The sequence below is a fragment of the Arthrobacter sp. Sr24 genome, assembly GCF_054511175.1.
Genome location: NZ_JBTNDB010000020.1, coordinates 48,862 through 63,922, shown reverse-complemented (window position 1 = coordinate 63,922; position 15,061 = coordinate 48,862). Strand labels below are relative to the sequence as shown.

14 protein-coding genes are annotated in these 15,061 nt (G+C 61.0%); 11 read left to right on the top strand and 3 right to left on the bottom strand.

The window, feature by feature from the left end; translation table 11 throughout:
• The first annotated feature begins 70 nt into the window (after positions 1-70).
• Together ACX80D_RS13200 and ilvA are read left to right on the top strand one after the other, a co-directional pair.
• The gene (locus ACX80D_RS13200; RefSeq protein WP_459323206.1) at positions 71-1,300 is read left to right on the top strand and encodes an AI-2E family transporter; all 1,230 of its coding nucleotides are present in this window, start codon (positions 71-73) and stop codon (positions 1,298-1,300) included.
• Positions 1,301-1,381: 81 nt separating this feature from the next.
• On the top strand, positions 1,382-2,620 hold the full coding sequence (ilvA, locus tag ACX80D_RS13195) for a threonine ammonia-lyase (RefSeq protein ID WP_459323204.1): 1,239 nt from the start codon (positions 1,382-1,384) through the stop codon (positions 2,618-2,620).
• Positions 2,621-2,742: 122 nt separating this feature from the next.
• On the opposite strand, the gene greA is transcribed toward ilvA, so the two are convergent.
• Positions 2,743-3,234, bottom strand: coding sequence for a transcription elongation factor GreA (gene greA, locus ACX80D_RS13190; protein WP_459323202.1), 492 nt, complete (start codon positions 3,232-3,234; stop codon positions 2,743-2,745).
• A gap of 285 nt (positions 3,235-3,519) precedes the next feature.
• Positions 3,520-3,954, bottom strand: coding sequence for a DUF4307 domain-containing protein (locus ACX80D_RS13185; protein ID WP_459323201.1), 435 nt, complete (start codon positions 3,952-3,954; stop codon positions 3,520-3,522).
• A 168-nt stretch (positions 3,955-4,122) separates the two neighbouring features.
• Between ACX80D_RS13185 and mca the strand changes: the two genes are divergently transcribed.
• From mca to ACX80D_RS13155, 6 genes are all read left to right on the top strand, one after another.
• Entirely contained in the window at positions 4,123-5,031 is a 909-nt protein-coding gene (gene mca, locus ACX80D_RS13180) for a mycothiol conjugate amidase Mca (RefSeq protein ID WP_459323199.1), read from the top strand.
• A gap of 57 nt (positions 5,032-5,088) precedes the next feature.
• Positions 5,089-5,544 carry a hypothetical protein gene (locus ACX80D_RS13175; RefSeq protein WP_459323198.1) on the top strand — a complete coding sequence of 152 codons (456 nt, stop codon included), beginning with the start codon at positions 5,089-5,091 and terminating at the stop codon, positions 5,542-5,544.
• Positions 5,545-5,552: 8 nt separating this feature from the next.
• Positions 5,553-7,754 carry a thioredoxin domain-containing protein gene (locus ACX80D_RS13170; protein WP_459323196.1) on the top strand — a complete coding sequence of 734 codons (2,202 nt, stop codon included), beginning with the start codon at positions 5,553-5,555 and terminating at the stop codon, positions 7,752-7,754.
• A gap of 151 nt (positions 7,755-7,905) precedes the next feature.
• Positions 7,906-8,964 (top strand): efflux RND transporter periplasmic adaptor subunit, encoded by a 1,059-nt coding sequence (locus tag ACX80D_RS13165; protein WP_459323195.1) that lies wholly within the window; start codon positions 7,906-7,908, stop codon positions 8,962-8,964.
• Between the two features lie 2 nt (positions 8,965-8,966).
• Positions 8,967-9,821, top strand: coding sequence for an ABC transporter ATP-binding protein (locus tag ACX80D_RS13160; protein WP_459323194.1), 855 nt, complete (start codon positions 8,967-8,969; stop codon positions 9,819-9,821).
• Positions 9,818-11,023, top strand: a complete 1,206-nt coding sequence (locus ACX80D_RS13155) for an ABC transporter permease (RefSeq protein ID WP_459323192.1) — start codon at positions 9,818-9,820, stop codon at positions 11,021-11,023. Before ACX80D_RS13160 ends, ACX80D_RS13155 begins: the two co-directional genes overlap by 4 nt.
• Positions 11,024-11,082: 59 nt before the next feature.
• Here the strand turns inward: ACX80D_RS13155 and trhA are convergent, their stop codons facing one another.
• Positions 11,083-11,730 (bottom strand): PAQR family membrane homeostasis protein TrhA, encoded by a 648-nt coding sequence (trhA, locus tag ACX80D_RS13150; protein WP_459323190.1) that lies wholly within the window; start codon positions 11,728-11,730, stop codon positions 11,083-11,085.
• Between the two features lie 155 nt (positions 11,731-11,885).
• Between trhA and ACX80D_RS13145 the strand changes: the two genes are divergently transcribed.
• The 3 genes from ACX80D_RS13145 (at position 11,886) to ACX80D_RS13135 (ending at position 14,912) form a co-directional block, all read left to right on the top strand.
• Positions 11,886-12,668, top strand: a complete 783-nt coding sequence (locus ACX80D_RS13145) for an isoprenyl transferase (RefSeq protein ID WP_459323189.1) — start codon at positions 11,886-11,888, stop codon at positions 12,666-12,668.
• Positions 12,669-12,680: 12 nt separating this feature from the next.
• Positions 12,681-13,355: a YoaK family protein gene (locus ACX80D_RS13140; RefSeq protein WP_459323187.1), complete on the top strand. Its 675-nt coding sequence runs from the start codon at positions 12,681-12,683 to the stop codon at positions 13,353-13,355.
• A gap of 213 nt (positions 13,356-13,568) precedes the next feature.
• Entirely contained in the window at positions 13,569-14,912 is a 1,344-nt protein-coding gene (locus ACX80D_RS13135; protein ID WP_459323185.1) for a PhoH family protein, read from the top strand.
• Positions 14,913-15,061 lie beyond the last annotated feature (149 nt).

Here is a 15,061-nt window from a genome sequence, read left to right as displayed (position 1 = left end):
GCAAGCTGGCGCCGCGCGCGTTAATGGACGCGGTTTAACGAATTTTTACCAGATGGGGAAGTATTACTATATGACGCCTGAAAAGCTGAACGACGAGCGTGCGCTCCTGAGTGATTCTTCGATGGTCCCCATGGGTATGCGCGTGGCTGCCGCCTGGTCGTGGCGGGCGGCAATTGTGCTGATCGTGGCGGCTATGGTGATCTGGCTCCTGAGCAAGGTCACCATCTTGCTGATCCCGATTATGATCGCCGCACTTCTTGCCTCCTTGCTGCGGCCCATTGTGAAGACCCTCAAGGGCATTGGTGTGCCTCAAGGCCTCAGTGTTGCCATTGCCGAAGTGGGCCTGATTGTCCTCGTGCTAGGTGCACTGTTCCTGGTGGGCCGTCAGCTGGTGGTGGGATTCACCGATCTCAGCCAACAAGCCATCAAGGGCCTGATTCAGATTCAGGAATGGCTCAACTCCGGTCCGCTGGGGATCAGTAATGCTGAGATCACCAAGTACCTCGATGAGGCTTTGGCGGGCTTGCAGAACAACTCCAACGCCATCCTCTCCGGGGCTCTTGGCGTGGGTTCCAGCCTCACTCACTTCGCGGTGGGTTTGATACTGACCCTGTTCATCCTGCTGTTCTTCCTCCTGGAAGGCCAAGACATCTGGGCCTTCCTCGTCAAATTCTTCCCCAAGCGAGCCCGCCCTGGCGTCGATGGGGCAGCCCGCCGCGGCTGGACCTCCCTGGGAAATTACGCCCGCGTGCAGATATTGGTAGCAGCCGTTGACGCCATTGGTATTGGTGCCGGTGCCGCGATCATCCAAGTCCCGCTAGCCCTACCCCTAGGCGTCTTGGTCTTTGTGGGCTCCTTCATCCCCGTGGTAGGTGCCCTTGTCACCGGCGCCGTGGCTGTGCTGCTGGCCCTCGTGGCCAATGGCTGGGTCAACGCACTGATCATGCTCGGCATCGTCTTGTTGGTCCAGCAGTTGGAAAGCCACCTGCTCCAGCCCTTCATCATGGGCCGCGCCGTCTCGCTGCACCCCGTGGCCGTGATCCTTGCCGTTGCCGCAGGCTCGGGCATCGCCGGTATTCTGGGCGCCCTGTTCGCAGTGCCGATCCTCGCCGTGGCCAATTCGTTCATCCGCTACATAGTTGGGCGGCAGTGGGAAAAAGATCCCGAGATGATTGAGCTCTACGGACTCCCGCAACCCATGCCCGACGCCGGTGCGCACGCCACCAAAAGCGACGTCACCTCCTCGGGTGCCACCGAAGCTGACGGGACCACTTCGCCAGGATCCGGCGTCGAACCTTAACCGCGCATCCCCACTTTGAGCCCGCCAGTTCCGGCGGTGCAACAGTTCCACCGAAGTTCCGTAGAGAAAGAGAAAAGAACCGTGAACGCTACCAGCGATCTCCCCGTGACCCTTGCAGATATTGAGAATGCCCGGGAACTGCTGCAGGAGATTATTGCGCTCACGCCGATTGAAAGCTCACGCGCGCTGGGACGAATGACCAATTCGGAAGTATTTTTCAAGTGCGAGAACCTGCAGCGGGCGGGGTCGTTCAAGGTGCGCGGCGCGTATGTGCGGATGGCGAAATTGACGGCCGAGGAGCGTGCCCGCGGAGTGGTCGCGGCGTCGGCCGGGAACCATGCACAGGGTGTTGCTGTGGCGGCCAAGGCGTTGGGCATCAAGGCGCGCATTTACATGCCGGTGGGTGTGGCGTTGCCGAAGCTGGCGGCCACGCGCGGGCACGGTGCCGAAGTGGTGCTGCACGGTTACAACGTGGACGAATCGTTGGCAGAGGCTGAGCGGTACGCCAATGAAACGGGCGCCGTTTTTGTGCATCCGTTCAACAATGTGGACATCGTGGCCGGACAAGGCACCATTGGGCTGGAAATCCTGGATCAGGTGCCCAACGTGGACACGATCATCATGGGTGTGGGCGGAGGCGGACTGCTGGCTGGTGTGGCCGTTGCCGTCAAGGCTCGCGCCAAGGAATTGGGCCGGGAGATTCGGGTCATTGGGGTTCAGGCAGAGAATGCCGCTGCCTACCCTCCCTCCCTGGCCGCTGATGCGCTGGTGCCGTTGAAAAAGGTCTCCACCATGGCCGACGGCATTGCTGTGGGCCGTCCCGGGCAGTTACCGTTCTCCATCATCCGCGAGCTGGTTGATGACGTGGTTACGGTCAGCGAAGATTCCCTTGCTAGGGCACTGATCTTCTTGCTGGAACGCTCCAAGATGGTGGTGGAGCCAGCGGGTGCGGTGGGCGTGGCTGCCCTCATGGAAGGCAAAATTGAGAACCCGGGCACCACGGCAGTCATCCTCTCCGGTGGCAATATTGACCCGATGCTGATGCTCAAAGTCATCCAGCGTGGTCTCGCCGCTGCCGGACGCTTCATGACGGTCCGGATGATGCTCAATGACCGTCCGGGTTCCCTGGCCACCATCTCACGCATCATTGCCGAGAATGATGCCAACGTCACCGGCCTGGACCACACCCGCGTGGGTGGCTCCATTTCCATGGGCGATGTCTCCATCACCGTGAACCTGGAAACTAAGGGACATGAACACTGTGAATTGGTGTTGACAGCGCTGCGAGCCGAAGGCTTCCAGCCAATCGTGGTGCACTAAGACGCCGATCGTGGTGCCCTAAGACGCAAAGAAAGGGCCGGGTTTCCCATGGAAACCCGGCCCTATTCTTTCCTAAACCCTGTGTCAGAGTCCTATTGGGACCCTGCAGGGAAGGGAGAGGTTTAGCTCTGGTATGGCTTGGCGGAGATGATCTCCACGGCAATGTTGCGGCCGTTGGGGGCTAGATAGCTGAGCTTGTCGCCAATCTGCTTGCCCACGATGGCTGCGCCAAGGGCTGAGCGTTCGCTGTAGACTTCCAGATCGCCGGCGCCAACTTCACGGCTGCCGAGCAGGAACGTGGTTTCATCGCCTGCGATCGTGGCAACAACCACCATGCCCTGTTCTACGATGCCGTCGTCGGCCGGAGCCTCGCCCACGCGGGCGTAACGCAGCATTTCGCTGAGCTGGCGGATGCGGGCCTCGATCTTGCCCTGCTCGTCCTTGGCCGCATGGTAGCCACCGTTTTCTTTCAAGTCGCCTTCTTGGCGAGCCTGCTCGATCTTGCTGACAATCTCAGCTCGGCCGGGGCCTGACATCTGAGTGAGTTCAGCCTGCAGACGGTCGTAGGCTTCCTGCGTGAGCCATGCTGACGGCGCACTGTTAGTGGTAGGCACGTAGTTCTCCTTGAATGTACAAATGCAAAGGCCCCGCCGGTGTCGATCCCGTGAACGTTCATGCCTGTGCAACATCAATGCTGCACAATCCATGCGCCGTTAAAATAAGGACCAATCAAGCGGGGCAGATGGTAATAGGTTCCAGTTTAGTCAATAAGACAGATAAACCCAAGAATTGAGGTGGTGGATGTTACGTGGCTGCTTTATTGCACAGCTCAGGACAGCTCAGGACAGCTCAGCACAGCTCAGCACAGCCCAGGACAGCTCAGAAGAGCTGATGCCCGCTCAGGACTCCACGATCCAGCAGTGTTCCACAACTCCGGTCACCGCGAGGGAATCCGTGCGAAGTTCGGTGCGCACAGTTGTGGTGCGGCCGTTCTCGGAGCCCACATCTTTGCCGTTGGGACCAATGGTGATAACTTTCCAACCCACCACCGCGAAGCTGTCATCCATCGCCTTCATGGCGCATCGGGCAGTGGCGTCAGCGTTCTTGGTCACAGCTATATCTACGGTGGTCAGTGTTGAATCCACCACGTTGTAGCTGACATCCTTCTGGGTGACGCCGTCATTTGAGCCCATAACAGACCAAAGAACCCAGGCTACGGACAGCACCATCGCCACGATGATGAGTATCTTCTGCGTTTTTTTGGGTACCTTGCGCTTGGGTGTCCCGTAGCGATTGGTTAGGCTGGTAGCTGGCGAAGAATCAGAATTTGTCACTGCATCCACTTATGTCTGTTCCGCGGTAGTCGCGGCCGGTCGCCCCTTGCATAAGGGACGTTGGGTCTTTGATAAGTTTAGCCTCCATTTTGGCCGCACTGGTCTGTCCCAAATGTTTGTCCCAAAATAGTCGTCCCGCACCTCAGCGAAGAATCGAAGGTAGTTTCCGTGAGCAGCACTAAGAGTCAAGATCTGGAACCACTGCGGCTTTTGGCGGTTCACGCCCATCCCGATGATGAAGCCAGCAAGGGCTCGGCCATGATGGCCTCCTATGTGGCCTCCGGCGTCGAGGTCATGGTGGCCACCTGCACAGGCGGGGAACGCGGCGACATCCAAAACCCCGCACTTGTGGGGGACCCGCACTCTGCCCGCGACATGGGCGGGGCTCGCCGCCTGGAAATGGCCAAGGCCGCCGAGATCCTGGGCATCCAGCATCAGTGGCTGGGATTCACCGACTCCGGCCTGCCTGAAGGGGACCCGCTACCGGAACTGCCGACCAACTGCTTTGCGCTGAAGCCCTTGGAAATTGCAGCGGCCCCGCTGGTACGCCTGGTCCGCCGCTTCCGGCCCCACGTGATCATCTCTTATGACGAGAATGGTGGCTACCCGCACCCGGATCACATCATGTCTCACAAGGTCACCGTAGAGGCGTTCCGTGCTGCCGGGGATCCGGAGAAGTACCAGGGGACGGGACCAGCATGGGAACCGTCCAAGCTGTACTACGATCTGGCGTTCAACCCCCAGCGTTTCCGGGCCCTGCACTTCGCGTTGGAAGAAGCTGGCTTGGCCTCACCCTATGCCGAGCGTCTGGCCTCATGGCTCGAAGCGGACACCGAGGGCCACACCCCGCCCGTCAGTAAGCACCCCACCACCACGCAGATCGACTGCGGGGATTACTTTGAAGCCCGCGATAACGCCCTACGCGCGCACGCCACCCAAGTTGACCCCGACGGTTTCTTTTTCGCCGTCAGCGCAGCCATGCAGCGCAAAGTATGGCCGTGGGAGGATTATTCGCTCATTGAGTCCCGCGTTTCCACCACACTGCCAGAGAACGACCTGTTTGCTGGCTTACGATAGAGAGTGGATGTTTCCCGCTGACACCTTGTTCGCCGGGGATGAAACGAAAGATGGATTGTGCTCACACTGATTTTGCTCGCCAACACTGACCCTGCCATCCCCACGCAGCCCGGCCTGCGCCCCGGCCTGAACGAAGATCAAATCACCCCTGGCCTGCTGGGCTTCGTCATGACCTTCGGCATTGTGCTCATCATGTTCTTCCTCATCCGGGACATGGTCAAGCGCGTTCGCCGCGTTCGTTACCGCGCGCAGGTCGAGGACAACCAGTCCGGGGGCCCCACCGAGTACATGGGCATCCCCATCATGTCCGAGAAGGATATGAAAGCCGCCAGCTATGAGAACGCCTTCCGCGACCAGGACGTTGAGCCTGATGGTGACACCGGACTTGATGCGCAGAAGAACGACGCCGGCACGCAGGATCCGGCGCATGCCAGCACCTTGGGTGCCGCGCCAGCTGGGGACTCTCCTTCGGCCGCTGATGCAGACTCGACGTCCACGCAGGGCCAGAAGTAGCCACAGGCATGAACCGGCTGGCAGGTGAACCAAGTGCTTACCTTCGCCAGCACGCCCACAACCCTGTGGCGTGGCAGCCCTTTGACGATGCTGCCTTTGCCGAGGCGGTGGAACGCGATGTTCCCATTTTTCTTTCCGTGGGGTACGCCGCCTGCCATTGGTGTCATGTCATGGCGGGGGAGTCCTTTGAGGACCCTGCCATTGGCGCCTATCTGAACGAGCATTTTGTCTCCATCAAGGTAGACCGTGAGGAACGCCCCGATGTGGACGATACCTTCATGGCAGCCACTCAGGCACTGAGCGGTCAGGGTGGCTGGCCCATGAGTGTTTTCCTGACTCCGGACGGTAGAGCTTTCTACGCCGGAACCTACTTTGCTCCGGAATCATCCCCCGGCCAGCCCTCTTTCCGGGAGGTTTTAGCCGCTGTGCACGAGGCTTGGGAGGAACGGCGCGAGCTGGTGGAATCCACCGCCAACGACCTCACTGAAACACTGTCCCGGCCGCTATGGCAGGTGAGTGCCACTCCGGTGGGCCGCACGCCTGCGGGGGTGTCCGGCGTCGAACTTGAAATACCTGCCAACCCGTGGCCGGAAGCTACCGCAGCGGCGGTGACGGCCATGGCGCAAGCTGAGGATCTGGCCCACGGCGGGTTGGGGAGCGCGCCAAAGTTCCCGCCAACTCCTGCGCTGGAATTTTTATTGCGGCATGCGGTGGCTGATTCGCCAACAGCGCCGGTGGCTGCGGGGGTGGCGGGCCGGACGCTGGGAGCCATGGTGCGATCGGCTATTTTTGATCGGCTCGGCGGCGGTTTTGCGCGCTACAGTGTCACGGCGGATTGGTCCGAGCCGCACTACGAAAAGATGCTGTACGACAACGCCGGGCTGCTGCAAGCGTTGGTGCACTGGATCCGGCTGGCCGAGGACACCCCTGGCCAGGAACCGCTGAACGTCCAACATGCCGGTGGTATTGCCCCGCTCAGCGTTGCCGAGGCTCGTGATGCCGTCCGGTCCACGGTGGCGTGGCTGCTGACGGAGATGCGGCTGCCCAGCGGGGCGTTTGCTTCCTCGCTGGATGCTGACACGGTTGTTGACGGCGTCCACTCTGAGGGTGCCAGCTACACCTGGACCCAAGCGGAGTTGACGGTGGCAGCTTTAGAACATTTCCGTGCTGATCATGCTGATCATGCTGAGGGTGCTGACGCGGCGGCACTGGTGGCAGAAGCGGCGGCCATGTTGACTATTGGCCCGCATGGATCGCATCCGCTGCATGCTGGACGCGAGCTGAACGCTGGCGAGCAGGCCACGTGGGAACGGCTCAAGCCAGCCCTCCTGGCTGCCCGGCGGGATCGCACCATGCCTGCCCGTGACGACAAAGTGGTGGCCTCCTGGAACGCCATGCTCATGGGCGCAGTGGCCGAGGCAGCCATGGTCTTGGCGGAACCGGAATGGTTGGTGGCCGCTACCGAACTCGGTGAATATCTCTACGCGGTCCACTGGGACACAGCGCTGACGCGAGTATCGCACAATGGCCGGGCACGCGGCATCAAGGGCCTCCTAGAGGACTACGCCGCCTGCGCCAACGGATACCTGACACTGTACGCAGCCACTGGCGAGACGCGGTGGTTTGACTTCGCTGGCGAGCTAGTGCGCGTCGCGGAGCAGGAGTTCATCGTCGACGGCGTGGTGCTCAATCACGGTTCCAATGGTGATGGTGTTTCTGCTAGCGCACGTGCTGGTGGGGCAGCCGCTGCCGTGCAGGGTTCACGATTCGCGGATCCCTTTGATAACGCCACGGCCGGGGGAGTCGCCCTGTTGGCGCAAGCTTTCACCTCGTGGGCGGCCTACACCGGATCTACCCGGCACAGGGATCTGGCAGGACATTTACTGGCCACGCTGCCGGAGCTGGCCCGGCGGGCGCCGAGATCGGCCGGGGGATTATTAGCTGTTGCTGAGGCGTTGCAGGCAGGGCCGCTGGAAGTGGCGGTGGTGGGTGCGGCCGGCACGGACCGGGAAGCGTTGGTCCGTTCGGCTTGGGCAGCCGCTTCCCCGGGCATGGTCATTGCTGTCTGGGACGGCAGCAGTGCCACATCCGTGCCACTGCTACACGGACGCGCGTTGGCAGATCGTGCTCCGTTGGCCTATGTGTGCCGTTCGCTGAGCTGTGCCCGGCCGGTCTCAAGCACCGAAGAGCTCCGTACCCTCCTGCGCTGACTGGCCAGTTGGCCAGTATTTGACCCTGAATGGTGCGTCATATGGACAGGCGGAGTGTGGCCAGGGTCTCGTTGCTGTGCCGTCGGGTAGATTAATCGGGACACTTCTCCGTTCGGGGATCTGTGGGGAGATTTTCGGAAGGTAAACAAGTATGCGTGTGCTGCGTCGTGTCGTTTTTCCCATCGTCTGGATTCTGATTTTCAGTATCATTGCGGTGGCTCTCGTGAAAATTGCGTTCATTGATGGACTCAGTGACACCAGTGAAGAGATTTTTCCCGAAGCGCGTATTGAAGCGCCGGTCATTGGGGCAAGCCGCGCTACGGTGACCAATACCGTGGAATTGACCGGAACCGTAGAAAGCGACTCCGCTGTGCCGGTGCGCTCCACCGCTGCTGGTAAGGTGGTGCACTTCTTCGTGGAGTCCGGTGCGCAGCTCATTGCGGGGGAGCGGATCTTTCAGATCCGCAGCGAGGTGATGCCCGAGCCGTCCACCGTGGTCATGGACGACTCTGATGATGAGGACTCTGGCGCGTCGCGGCCAGCGCCTGGACCCACCTATTCCTACACCGATGTGCTGGCCACAGCGGCTGGCACCTTGGACACACTCACCGTTTTGATGAACCAAGATACGAGTGTTGGCGAGAGTGTTGGAACCATCAGCCCCGGCACCTTTTCCATCAGCGGTTCGCTGACAACCGCCCAGCAATTCCGCCTCATGGGTAAGCCGACCACCGCCACGGGCACCGTTACCAATGGTCCGGCACCCTTTAACTGCCAAAATGTACAGCTCAGCAATGCAGACGCACCAGCCAACGCTCCCGCTGCAAATACCCAAGACCTGGGCGTCATGCCCGGCACCGGGGCCGATACCGGAACTGGGCACGTCAGTTGTGCCGTTCCAACAGATGTGTCCGTGTTCCCAGGACTTGGAGCCACCATCACTTTGACGGCCGGCGAGGCCAAGGACGTGCTGACTTTGCCGCTAACGGCAGTAAAGGGCAGCGTCCAAAATGGCATTGTCTGGATTCCATCCGTAGACGGCAGCGATGCCCCCGAGGAACGCGAAGTAGTCCTAGGACTCAACGACGGCAGCCAGGTGGAAATCGCCTCCGGCCTCGCCGAGGGAGAGCAAGTCCTGGAATTTGTACCCGGCACTGACGCCCTGATACCTGAGGGTCAGATGTCCGGCTACGGCATGATGGGCGGCTGAGGATGACCAGCATCTTCGAAGACCGTAGCGACCGTAATGACCGTACTGCCCTTGGCGACAGGGATGACCGTGATATCAGCAATGAACTGCGTCCCGCATCAGTTCCGGACGAAGCGTCTCCGGATCAGGCAGACCTACCGTTGGTGGATCTGCGCAATGTTACCCGCACCGTGGTGTTGCCCGATGACGAAAAGCTACACATTCTCCGTGGTGTTGATCTACATGTCCGGGTGGGCGATCACACTGCGATTGTGGGCAGATCCGGCTGCGGCAAGTCCACGCTGCTGAACATTCTGGGTTTGTTGGATGTCCCCAGTAGCGGACAGATGCGCTTTGCCGGAACTCCGGTAGAAAAGCTGCGCAATAACACCCGAGCCAAGCTGCGCGGATCCAAAATTGGTTTCGTCTTCCAGCAGTTCAACCTGTTGCCGGGGCGCACAGCGTTGGAAAATGTGGTGACCCCGCTGATGTACGCCAGCCGCAAGGAGTTTTGGCGCCGCAATGAACTCGGCATGGAGATGCTGGATCGGGTAGGGCTCTCTGCCCGCGCCGCCACCCAACCGCACATGCTTTCCGGCGGTGAGCAGCAACGCGTCGCGATTGCCCGGGCTCTGGTCCGGCGGCCGCGGCTGATCCTCGCCGACGAACCCACCGGAGCCCTCGATGTGGAGACCGGCCAGGCCGTCATGGACTTGCTGGATACCATCGCCACGGAATCCGGGGCAGCCTTGGTTACCATTACCCATGACTACAACGTGGCAGCGCGCGCACGCACCCGTTACCGCCTAGACGCCGGCGTGCTCTCTAGTACCGACGGCATTCCCACCGCCGCAGCCCTCATGGGAGCTGGCGCATGACCGCCTTCATTTCCGCCATGGTCGAGGCCTGGTCCGAGCTGCGCATCCACAAAACACGGGTCCTGTTGGCGTTGATCGGGGTGGCCTTGTCCGTCGCCGTACTGACTACCGTAGTGGGTGTTGGGAACCTGGCACGCGAAGGAATCCGGCTCGATTCTGAGCGTAACGGCGGCCGCGAAGCCACACTCTCCGTCTCGATTTACACCGATCCCAGCGGCGCCGAGAGTCCTGATGCTGCACGGGTCAATGAAATCCTCGACGCCGTGGTGAACCGCTACGGCTTTAACCACGCATCGCACTTGCAGCAGGCGCAGGCCCGATTCCAATTCCCCAGTGGGGTGCAAAATGTGGAGCTGATGGTGGTGGACCCGCCCTACGGCACCATCCACCGGGTGGACGTCTCCAAAGGTGCGTGGTTCGCCCCGGACGACGCCGAGCGGCTGGCTCCCGCCGTCGTCGTCAATGAGGCTTTCTACTCGGCTGCGGGACGGCCGAACCTGGTCACCGAACCCCGGGTGGGGATCTTGGGCAAGCAGCCCGCCACGGCCGTGATCATCGGGGTTATGCCGAATCAGTATCCGGAAGCGATGCCGCAGGCGTTCATGCTGACGGAGGCTGCTGCGGCGGTGGGTGTTGGCGGCGACGGTTATGGCGGCGGGCAGGAGCTGCGCATTTGGGTGCCCAACGGGATGGCTGAGGACCTGGTCCAGGTTCTCAACGCCGACCTCATGCAGCAGCTCCCGGGCGCACACGTGGGGGTTTATCGCAGTGACTATGCGGCCTATGGTGATCCATTTGCTGTCATTCAGATTGCGGTGTCCGGGATTGCGGCGCTTATTCTGTTGCTCGGTGCCGTGGGTCTGCTGAATATTTCCATGGTGACCGTGCGTTACCGGGTGCGCGAGATCGGTATCCGGCGTAGTTTCGGGGCCACCTCGGGCCGAATTTTCACCGGGGTCATGATGGAATCCGTGGTGGGCACCACCGTGGCCGGTGCGCTCGGGGTGATGTTGGCAGTGGCGATCGTGAAGAACCCGCTGGTGGAGGCGCAAGTGGCTCCCGGACTGGAGGCCTACCCGGCGTTCCCTGTGGAAGCAGCGCTTTTGGGGTTGGGATCGGCCGTGTTGGTCGGCGCCCTCGCCGGGGCTATCCCGGCCTTGGTGGCCATTCGCGTCAAGGTCATTGACGCGATCCGCTTCTAGCGGGCGCTGAGCATTTGCTCAGCGGGCGCCCAGCGGTTGCCGAGCGGTTGCCGACGGTGCTAGGCGAAGACCACCAGCACTACGGCCACAAAGTGAGTGGCGAAGGCCGCCACGGTGAGGGCGTGAAACAACTCGTGGAAGCCGAAATGGTGGTGGCTGAAGTTGGGCTTTTTGATCCCATAGATGACGGCGCCGGCAATGTACATGGCCCCGCCCAGGCAGATCAGCAGCGTGGGTATTGCTCCGGCTGCCCAGAATTCTGGGAGGAAGAACAACGCGGTAACGCCCAATAGTACGTATATGGGAACGTACAGCCAGCGCGGGGCGCCCACCCACAGCACCCGGAACAGGACTCCAGCCACGGCTCCGATCCAAATCATCCACAGCAGTAACGTGGCTGTGGGACGGGGCAGCATCAAAAAAGATAAGGGGGTGTAGGAGCCGGCGATCACCAGCATGATGTTGCTATGGTCCAGCCGCTTAAGCGTGGCTTTGGCCGTGGGGGACCAGTTCCCACGATGATAAAACGCACTTGTGCCAAAAAGCAGTACGCCGGTGACGATGTAAATGGCGCACGCAATTTTTGCGGATGTCCCCGGGGCTAGTGCCACGAGAATGATCCCCACTACCAAAACCAAAGGAGCCGTTACGGCGTGCAACCAGCCGCGCCACGTGGGTTTGTGTTCCATTCCGGAGAGGGTGTCCATGGGAAAATTATATCGCGGCACCGCGCTAAGTTACTGATCAGTAGAAAATGGCACAGCGCATCTTGGCAGGATTCCCCGCATGGTGCGGGTAACCTAGAGCTAGCAAGTTTCGTAAGGCCGCAGGGCCATGATCCGTAAAGGTCCGGTGTACTTTCATGGGGGTTTCCACCGCGGCTTTGCGGATGCCCAAGTTCATCTACAACTTTTATGAGCGGCGGCTGGCGAGCCAGCTGGATCTCTCCAACGTGCCCCGCCACATTGGCGTCATGGTGGACGGCAACCGCCGCTGGGCCAAACAGTTCAACGCCCCCACCAGCCAGGGCCACCAAGCCGGTGCAGATAAGATCCTGGAGTTCTTGTGCTGGTGCCAGGACCTCGGCATCAAAGTGGTCACGCTTTACATGCTCTCCACCGATAATATGAGCCGCTCACCAGAAGAGCTCGACGAGCTCATGGGGATCATCGCGAACACACTGGACTTGCTCGACGCCGATGCCGACATCAGCGTCCACGCCATGGGGGCCCCTGAACTTTTGCCAGATTACTTAGCTGCACGGCTCTCATCGCTGACCGCCAGGGTCCCGGCCAAGGAACGCATCCACGTGAACATGGCCATTGGCTATGGCGGCCGCCGTGAAATTGTTGACGCCGTCCGTGAACTGATGCACGATGCCGACTCGGAGGGACGCAGCATGGCCGAGGTAGCCGACAGCCTCACGGTCGATGACATCTCCAAATACCTCTACACCCGGGGCCAACCCGATCCGGACCTGGTGATCCGCACCTCGGGTGAGCAGCGGCTCTCCGGCTTCCTCATGTGGCAGAGCGCCTATAGCGAGTTCTACTTCTGCGAAGCCCTGTGGCCAGCCTTTAGAAAGATCGACTTCCTACGGGCACTGCGCGACTATGCCGGACGTAGCCGCCGCTTCGGCGGCTAGGACCCGGCACCAGTGCAAAGCCACCACCGTTCCGAGATGGCCTTGGCCGCGATTCTCTCCAGCGCTGCCGGATTTGTTGACGCCGTAGGGTTCATCCATTTGGGCGGCTACTTCGTCTCCTTCATGAGCGGCAACTCCACCCGCGGCGGAACGGCCTTGGCCGAAGGAAACTGGAGTGGGTTCGCGCTGGCCTTTGGGCTGGTGGCCGCCTTCTTGACGGGTGTGGTGAGCGCATCGATCCTGCGCCGGCTAGTCCCGTCCCGCAAGCGCATGGCGGTATTGCTGTACGTAACAGCGGCACTGACATCCGCCATCTTCCTCTTCAATTTAGGACTGGATGGCTGGCTGGCGCCGGCCATCATGGCGCTGGCGATGGGAGCCGAGAACGTCATTTTTGAGCGCGACGGCGAGGTCAGCATTGGCCTGACGTACATGACCGGGACGCTGGTGAAGATGGGCCAACACCTAGCCAATGCGATCACCGGCGGAGACAAGCGGCTGTGGCTGCGGTACCTCGCGCTGTGGCTCTCACTCACCCTGGGCTCCATTGTGGGTGGTTTTTCCTACTTCGCGCTGGAGATGAATGCCCTGTGGATTGCGGTGGGCGTGCTGGTAGTGGCCGTGGTGTTCAACGGCTGGTTGCGCCTCAACCCGCCGCGCCCACACGCTACCCGCGTGGTGCTCTAGCGCTTCCGCTGCGAGCTTTAGCTAGGCCCTTTCCGCATTCTGGCAACGTCCCTGGCCGTTGGCAAAAGCGATGCCCAACGTTCACCTGTAGTTATGGCGTGGCTCCCGCAGTGGATGCTGATGCGGCGTAACTTGGAGTCAACGGAGGGCAACTCCGCCCGACGTACCGATTGAGATCCGGACGTTTGCGAGTCCGGAGGGCTGGAGCGTAACGTGGTCGACACCGTGAACCTTGAGCAGCATGCAGAGCCTGCGCACACCGCGACGGATTTGCGCACGTACGTCATCGACACCTCGGTTTTATTATCTGACCCCCGTGCCATCACCCGCTTCGCCGAACACCAGGTGGTGGTGCCGATCGTGGTGGTCTCCGAGCTGGAGGGCAAGCGTCACGATCCTGAACTGGGCTACTTTGCCCGCACGGCCTTGCGACTTTTGGATGACCTGCGCACCGATCACGGCGGTCTGGCATCGCCGGTTCCCATCGGGCACGATGGCGGGACGCTCCGTGTGGAGCTCAATCACGTTTCCCTTGAGGTGCTTCCGCCAGGGATGCGGGGGATGGACAACGATTCACGCATCCTGGCCGTCGCCAAGAATCTAGCCAATGAGGGCCACCACGTCACGGTGGTCTCCAAGGATGTACCGATGCGCGTCAAGGCATCCGCTCTGGGGTTGTCCGCGGAGGAATACCGCAACGAACTGGTGCAGGATTCTGGCTGGACCGGTGTTGCTGAGGTGGATATCACCGAGTCGGAGATGGCTGCGCTGTACAACCATGAGGCGGTGCCCGTCCCCGAAGCTGCCGTGCTGCCGGTGAACACTTCCTTGGTGATCACCAGTAACCGCGGATCCGCGCTGGGACGAGTCGGTGCCGATCAGCAGGTTCGGCTGGTGCGTGGGGACCGGGAAGTCTTTGGTCTGCACGGGCGCTCCGCGGAGCAGCGGCTGGCCTTGGATCTGTTGATGGACCCGGAAGTGGGAATTGTGTCTTTGGGCGGCCGGGCCGGAACCGGCAAGAGCGCTCTGGCCCTGTGCGCTGGGTTGGAGGCGGTGCTGGAACGCAACGAACACCGCAAAGTGGTTGTTTTCCGGCCGCTGTACGCCGTGGGTGGCCAGGAACTGGGTTTCTTGCCAGGTTCTGAAAGCGAGAAGATGAACCCGTGGGCGCAGGCTGTCTTTGACACGCTCGGCTCGGTGGTTTCAGGCACGCTGATGGATGAGATTATGGAGCGCGGGCTCTTGGAAGTGCTGCCACTGACCCACATCCGCGGACGCTCGCTGCACGATTCCTTCGTCATTGTGGACGAGGCGCAGTCCCTGGAGAAGAACGTGTTGCTGACCGTCATGAGCCGTATCGGTCAGCGTTCCAAGATCGTGCTGACTCACGATGTTGCACAGCGCGATAACTTGCGGGTAGGTAGGCATGACGGCGTCGCGGCGGTGGTGGAGACGCTCAAGGGGCACCCACTCTTCGGTCACGTAACCCTGACCCGCTCGGAGCGCTCACCTATTGCAGCGCTCGTGACCGAACTGCTGGAGCGTGCCGAGATCTAAGCCGTTAGCAACATCCACCTCCCGCTCCGCTCCCGTTCCACTCCCGCTCCCGATCCGCTCCCGCAAAATTCGAGTTGCCACTAGATGTTCATGTTTTTGTGCGTCATGAACGTTAAGTGGCAACTCGAATTAGGGGGTGGGGTTGGGTG

Excerpts from the sequence above, each read along its gene's own strand:
- ACX80D_RS13200 (WP_459323206.1), top strand. The coding sequence starts at position 71 with ATGACGCCTGAAAAGCTGAACGACGAGCGTGCGCTCCTGAGTGATTCT.
- ACX80D_RS13170 (WP_459323196.1), top strand. The coding sequence starts at position 5,553 with ATGAACCGGCTGGCAGGTGAACCAAGTGCTTACCTTCGCCAGCACGCC.
- ACX80D_RS13165 (WP_459323195.1), top strand. The coding sequence starts at position 7,906 with ATGCGTGTGCTGCGTCGTGTCGTTTTTCCCATCGTCTGGATTCTGATT.
- ACX80D_RS13160 (WP_459323194.1), top strand. The coding sequence starts at position 8,967 with ATGACCAGCATCTTCGAAGACCGTAGCGACCGTAATGACCGTACTGCC.
- ACX80D_RS13155 (WP_459323192.1), top strand. The coding sequence starts at position 9,818 with ATGACCGCCTTCATTTCCGCCATGGTCGAGGCCTGGTCCGAGCTGCGC.
- trhA (WP_459323190.1), bottom strand. The coding sequence starts at position 11,730 with ATGGACACCCTCTCCGGAATGGAACACAAACCCACGTGGCGCGGCTGG.
- ACX80D_RS13145 (WP_459323189.1), top strand. The coding sequence starts at position 11,886 with ATGGGGGTTTCCACCGCGGCTTTGCGGATGCCCAAGTTCATCTACAAC.